Here is a 1,807-nt window from a genome sequence, read left to right on the forward strand (position 1 = left end):
GAAGGATGTTCGGCGGCGTCCTACTCTCCCACGCCCTCTCGGGGGCAGTACCATCGGCGCTGGCAGGCTTAACTTCCGGGTTCGGGATGGGTCCGGGTGTTTCCCTGTCGCTATGGCCGCCGTAACTCTATGAACCCCTGTTGGTGGTGGGGGTTGGTTTTATGGGGTGGGTTGTTTGGTGTTGGGTAGTGGACGCGAGACACCTGCCATGGCTGTGTGCCGGGTTTTGGTGTGCATGGTGGGTGTGGGACAAGCCCTCGGCCTATTAGTACCGGTCGGCTAGACATTGCTGTTGTATACCTCCGGCCTATCAACCCCATGTTCTGTGGGGGGCCTTACCAGGTTTGTCCTGTGGGAAACTTTATCTTGAAATGTGCTTCCCGCTTAGATGCGTTCAGCGGTTATCACGTCCGGACGTAGCTAACCAGCGGTGCCCCTGGCGGGACAACTGGCACACCAGAGGTTCGTCCATCCCGGTCCTCTCGTACTAGGGACAGCTTTTCTCAAGTTTCCTGCGCGCGCGGCGGATAGGGACCGAACTGTCTCACGACGTTCTAAACCCAGCTCGCGTGCCGCTTTAATGGGCGAACAGCCCAACCCTTGGGACCTACTCCAGCCCCAGGATGCGACGAGCCGACATCGAGGTGCCAAACCATCCCGTCGATATGGACTCTTGGGGAAGATCAGCCTGTTATCCCCGGGGTACCTTTTATCCGTTGAGCGACGCCACTTCCACACGTGGGCGCCGGATCACTAGTTCCGACTTTCGTCCCTGCTCGACATGTCAGTCTCACAGTCAAGCTCCCTTGTGCACTTACACTCGCCACCTGATTGCCAACCAGGCTGAGGGAACCTTTGAGCGCCTCCGTTACTCTTTAGGAGGCAACCGCCCCAGTTAAACTACCCATCAGGCACTGTCCCTGATCCGGATCACGGACCTAGGTTAGATGTCAAGTACGACCAGAGTGGTATTTCAACGTTGACTCCACCATCACTGGCGTGATGGCTTCACAGTCTCCCACCTATCCTACACAAGCCGTGCCAAACACCAATACCAAACTATAGTAAAGGTCCCGGGGTCTTTCCGTCCTGCCGCGCGTAACGAGCATCTTTACTCGTACTGCAATTTCGCCGAGTCCATGGTTGAGACAGCGCCCAAGTCGTTACTCCATTCGTGCAGGTCGGAACTTACCCGACAAGGAATTTCGCTACCTTAGGATGGTTATAGTTACCACCGCCGTTTACTGGGGCTTAAATTCTCCGCTTCGGCTTGCGCCTAACAGGTCCTCTTAACCTTCCAGCACCGGGCAGGAGTCAGTCCGTATACATCGTCTTACGACTTCGCACGGACCTGTGTTTTTAGTAAACAGTCGCTTGGGCCTGGTCTCTGCGGCCCTCCCCGCTGCCCACCGCTAGGGTGTTGACGGTTCGGGCCCCCCTTCTCCCGAAGTTACGGGGGCATTTTGCCGAGTTCCTTAACCATGGTTCGCTCGATCGCCTTGGTATTCTCTACCTGATCACCTGAGTCGGTTTGGGGTACGGGCGGCGCGTGACTCGCTAGAGGTTTTTCTCGACAGCATAGGATCGCCGGCTTCCCCCCTACGGGGTCCCCATCAGACCTCACCCTCCAGACTGAACTGGTGAACGGCGGATTTGCCTACCGTCCGGGCCACATCCTTGGCCGTGGACTACCATCGCCACGGTCCGGTTACCTTCCTGCGTCACCCCATCGCTTGACTACTACCGGTTCGGGTCCCACGCTCCCCCAGCACCCCCTACCCCGAAGGGCGGTAGGCACTGGCTTTGG

Annotated in this window: 2 rRNA genes; both read right to left on the reverse strand. The window is 57.8% G+C overall.

The window, feature by feature from the left end:
• Positions 1-7 precede the first annotated feature (7 nt).
• Positions 8-124 (reverse strand): 5S ribosomal RNA (rrf, locus tag ISU10_RS22635).
• A 121-nt stretch (positions 125-245) separates the two neighbouring features.
• Positions 246-1,807 (reverse strand): 23S ribosomal RNA (locus ISU10_RS22640); the annotation flags it as partial.

This window comes from Nocardioides agariphilus (assembly GCF_015352445.1).
Taxonomy (GTDB): Bacteria; Actinomycetota; Actinomycetes; order Propionibacteriales; family Nocardioidaceae; genus Nocardioides; species Nocardioides agariphilus.